The organism is Polaromonas sp. (assembly GCF_039932935.1).
Lineage (GTDB): Bacteria > Pseudomonadota > Gammaproteobacteria > Burkholderiales > Burkholderiaceae_C > Polaromonas.
In genome coordinates, this window is sequence record NZ_JBDTPB010000136.1 from 1 (window position 1) to 4,143 (window position 4,143).

3 protein-coding genes are annotated in these 4,143 nt (G+C 63.6%); 2 read left to right on the top strand and 1 reads right to left on the bottom strand.

The features are described from left to right. The coding region (locus ABI546_RS20165; RefSeq protein WP_348049561.1) for a transglutaminase N-terminal domain-containing protein at positions 1–575 on the bottom strand (575 nt) is incomplete at its 3' end. 284 nt (positions 576–859) lie between these two features. Here ABI546_RS20165 and ABI546_RS20170 point away from each other — a divergent pair. Beyond that, a complete protein-coding gene (locus ABI546_RS20170; RefSeq protein WP_348049565.1) occupies positions 860–3,370 on the top strand; it encodes a DNA internalization-related competence protein ComEC/Rec2 in 2,511 nt (836 codons plus the stop codon). Positions 3,371–3,460: 90 nt separating this feature from the next. Beyond that, the coding region (locus ABI546_RS20175) for a circularly permuted type 2 ATP-grasp protein (protein ID WP_348049563.1) at positions 3,461–4,143 on the top strand (683 nt) is incomplete at its 3' end.

Below are 4,143 nucleotides of genomic sequence, written 5' to 3' on the forward strand. Positions count from 1 at the left end.
CGCAGCAGCTGCACCAGCAGCCAGCCGGTGTCGCGGCAGGAGCCGCAGGCCAGCCGCAGCGTTTCTTCGGGCGTCTGCACGCCCGGCTCCATACGGATGGAATATTTGATGTCCGACTGCAGGCCCTGGTTCAGGCCCACCAGAAAATCGATGGTGCGCTTGGGTGTGCGGTCGATTTTCTCGAGATAGCGCTTGAGCAGCGGCGTGGCCGGCTGGGTGGCCAGGTAGGGCGCGAGCTCGCGGGCCTGCAGCGCGTTGTAGGTAAAGGGAAATTCCTCGGCCGCGGGCTCCAGGAAGAAGTCAAACGGGTTGAACACCGCCATTTCCACAACCAGGTCCACCGTGACCTTGAATTCGCGTGTCGGCTCCGGAAACACCAGCCGTGCCTGGTAATTGGCAAACGGGTCTTGCTGCCAGTTGATGAAGTGCCCGGCGGGCTCGACCCTGAGGGAATACGACAGCACCTGCGTGCGGCTGTGCGGCGCAGGCCGCAGGCGGACGACCTGGGGGCCGAGCTTGACCAGGCGGTCGTATTTGTAATGCGTGATGTGGCTCAGGGCGACGTGGATGGACAAGGCAACCTCGCTTTTAAGTGAACGGGCGTGCAATGACGCCCTCAGGGAAATACGCTCAACAGACCGCCACATCTTGCGGTCTCAGGAACGCCGTGTAAACAGCTTACCCGGAATTGGTGGCATTTCTGAAAGCAAGAGCTGCGCCACGTGGTCTCCGGTGTGAATAAGCCATGTCGGCTGCCTGCCGCGCTTTCCCGTTAAGCTCAAAGCGGTCAGTACAAAAAAAACAGTTCAAAGGGGAGGCGGGTTTGAATCGACCTGTATCAGCCGGGGTACGGCTGTATGTGGCAAGCCCGGGGCCGGTGTTTGCCGGCTTTATTGCGGGCGTTGCCTTGCAGCTGCAGCAGTCTGTCTTATGGCCGCAGCAGGTTTACGCCGCCATGGCGCTGCTGGCTTGCGCCCTGGCTGGCCTGTACCTGCGGTTTGGCGGCTTGCGCCTTCCTTCGTGGGGACGGGGGGTTTCGGGCTTTGCCCTTGCTGCCTTGCTCGGCGTTGGCCTCACGGGCTGGCGGGCCGGCGCGTTCCTGACTGCGGCGCTCAACCCGGCACTGGAGGGCCGCGATATCGAGGTCACAGGCCAGGTGCTGGCGATGCCGCAACCCGGAGAAGACGGCGTGCGCTTTCGCCTTGCGGTGGAGTCTGCCCGCCTCAATGGCGGCGCAGTCACGCTCCCGCCGCAAATCCTGCTGGGCTGGTATTCGGGCTTTGCCGGGCGGGAGCCTCCCGCCCCTGCGCAAGACGCCGATCCGTTTGAGCTGGCACTGGCGCTGCAACGGCAGCCGCAAGTGTTGCGTGCCGGCGAACGCTGGCAGATGACCGTGCGGCTCAAGGCACCGCATGGTAATAGCAACCCGTACGGCTTTGACTACGAACTCTGGTTGTGGGAGCAGGGCATCCAGGCGACGGGCTATGTGCGTGCCGGGCAGCGCGACGTACCGCCCGCAAAGCTTTCCAGCAGCTGGCAGCAGCCCGTCGAGCGGGTGCGCCAAGCGGTGCGTGAAGCGATCTTTGAGCGTATTGAAAACCGGCAGATCGCCGGTGTCATCGCCGCGCTGGTGGTGGGCGACCAGGCCGCCATTGAGCGTGCCGACTGGGATGTCTTTCGCGCCACGGGTGTTGCCCACCTGATGAGTATTTCAGGGCTTCATATCACCATGTTTGCCTGGGCCGCGTCGCTGCTTATCGGTGGCCTCTGGCGGCGGTCTGCACGCCTGACGCCGCGGCTGTGCCTGGCCTTGCCCGCGGCCGGCGCGGGTGCCTTGGGCGGCTTGCTGCTGGCAACGCTGTATGCCTTGTTTTCCGGTTGGGGGGTACCGGCCCAGCGGACCATCTGGATGCTGGCCACCATGATCTTGCTGCGACAGGCCGGCAGGCAGTGGCCCTGGCAGCAAGCCTGGTTACTGGCGATGGCTGTGGTGGTGACCCTGGATCCTTGGGCCTTGATGCAGGCCGGATTCTGGCTGTCCTTTGTTGCCGTAGGGGTGCTGTTTGCTACAGATTCAGGAGCTGTTCGCGCTCATGGCGAAAGGGCTGCAGCCGTATTTTATGATAAATCCGGGCTGTGGCGGCGGCGCGGGGCAAAGTGGCTGCAAGGCGCAGCGGGCGCCATGCGGGAGCAATGGGTGGTCACGCTGGCGCTGACCCCGCTGTCGTTGCTGCTGTTCAACCAGGTTTCGGTGGTCGGCCTAGTGGCCAATGCGGTGGCGATTCCCGTGGTGACGCTGGTCATCACGCCGCTGGCCTTGATGGGCGTTCTGTGGGCGCCGGTGTGGACGTTGGCCGCGTGGGCCGTTGGTACGCTGGCGATTTTTCTGCAGTGGCTGGCGAGCTGGCCGCTGGCGTCGATCAGCGTGGCCGCTGCGCCCTTGTGGTGTGCAGTGGCCGGCGTAGCGGGCGGCAGCCTGCTGGCCACGCGTTTGCCGCTGTGCTTTCGCCTGCTGGGGGTGCCGCTGTTGCTCCCGGTGCTGCTGTGGCAGCCGGCCCGCATGGCGCCAGGGCAATTCGAATTGCTGGCGGCGGACATCGGCCAGGGAAACGCCGTGCTGGTGCGTACCGCGAGCCACACACTGCTGTACGACGCCGGACCACGGTTTTCGCGCGAGAGCGATGCCGGGCACCGCGTGTTGGTGCCGTTGCTGCGCGCGCTGGGCGAGCGGGTGGACATGCTGATGATCAGCCACCGCGACATTGACCACATTGGGGGCGCGCAGGCCGTGCTGGCGATGCAGCCTGGCGCAGTCTTGACGAGTTCAATCGAAGATGCACATCCCTTGCAGGCATTGCGTAAGGCCAGCCGCTGCGTGGCGGGGCAGCGCTGGATCTGGGACGGTGTGGTGTTCGAGGTACTGCACCCCGAAGCGGCCGACTATGGCAGGGTCAACAAGCCGAACGCCATGAGCTGCGTGTTGCGCATCTCCACCGGCGTTGCCGGTGCAGGGCGCACCGCTTTGCTGGTGGGCGACATCGAGGCGCCGCAGGAGCTCAGGTTGGTATCCCGTGTTCCAGTCAGCCTCAAGGCCGACTTTCTGCTGGTTCCGCACCATGGCAGCAAGACGTCCTCCAGCGCGGCTTTCCTGGACGCCGTCAAGCCGCAATGGGCGGTGGTGCAATCGGGCTACCGCAATCGCTTTGGCCACCCCGTTGACTCTGTGGTCGCGCGCTATGACGAGCGCGGCATACAACTCGTGAAGTCGCCGCAATGCGGGGCGGCTGTATGGCAAAGCCTTCATCCGGACAAGATTAGCTGCCAGCGTGAGGAGGGCAAACGCTACTGGCATCATGTGCCCGAGCGTTAAAAATATCGGCGAGTGCACCGCCTTGGCGCATAACTTGCTAAGCTACGCTAAAACAATTGCCATGCGCATAACTTGCTGGAGATCAAGCCAATGAGCCGACCGATGTTCGACGAAATGAACGCCACGGAGTCCAGCGTCCGTGAGCATTACCAGGGTTACCAGCGGTGGCTGGCCCGGCAGCCCGCCGACGTGATGCAGGCTCGCCGAGCGGAAGCAGAAATGATTTTTCGCCGCGTCGGCATTACCTTTGCGGTCTACGGCGCCAAAGACGAAGACGGCGCCGGCACCGAACGCCTGATTCCCTTTGACCTAATCCCCCGCATCATCCCGGCCCACGAATGGGCCAGCATGGAAAAAGGCCTGGTACAGCGCGTCACGGCCCTCAACCGCTTCATCCACGACGTGTACCACGGCCAGGAAATCATCAAGGCCGGCGTGGTGCCGTCCGAGCAAATCTTCCAGAATGCGCAGTTCCGCCCCGAGATGATGGGGGTCGATGTGCCCGGCAACATTTACTCGCACATCAGTGGCATCGACATCGTGCGTGCACCGAATGCGCAAGGCGAGGGTGAATACTACGTACTTGAAGACAACCTGCGTGTACCCAGCGGCGTGAGCTACATGCTGGAAGACCGCAAAATGATGATGCGGTTGTTCCCCGAATTGTTCAGTGAAAACCGCGTTGCGCCGGTAGCGCATTACCCCGACCTTTTGCTGGAAACCCTGCGCGGCATGGCGCCGCCCGCCACGGCCGAGCCCACGGTGGTGGTGCT